Source organism: Fulvivirga lutimaris (assembly GCF_009711525.1).
Classification (GTDB): Bacteria; Bacteroidota; Bacteroidia; order Cytophagales; family Cyclobacteriaceae; genus Fulvivirga; species Fulvivirga lutimaris.
The window spans coordinates 1-278 of record NZ_SMLV01000016.1; the positions used below are offsets into that span (position 1 = coordinate 1).

Annotated in this window: 1 protein-coding gene; it reads right to left on the reverse strand. The window is 42.4% G+C overall.

Going from position 1 to position 278, the window contains the following annotated elements:
• Window positions 1-278: hypothetical protein (locus E1140_RS21085; protein WP_185153298.1), on the reverse strand; the 278-nt coding region annotated here is incomplete at both ends.

The window sequence follows — 278 nt, forward strand, 5'->3', positions numbered from 1 at the left end:
TACCTGTTTGAGAAGCAGTGATTTCAGTAGTACCAGCACCTACTACAGTCACGGTATTACCTGAAACTGTTGCAACCGAAGCATCTGAACTTGTATAGGTAATTGCATTGCCTGATGCTCCTCCTGTAGCATTTAAATCAAAATCAGCATCCCCAACTGTTCTGGCTGCTAAGGCATCGAAAGTGATGTTTTGGTTCGCCTTGGTCACTGTTAATGTTTGAACAACATCTGCTGCTGCAGTGTAATTGTCATTACCTGTTTGAGAAGCAGTGATTTCA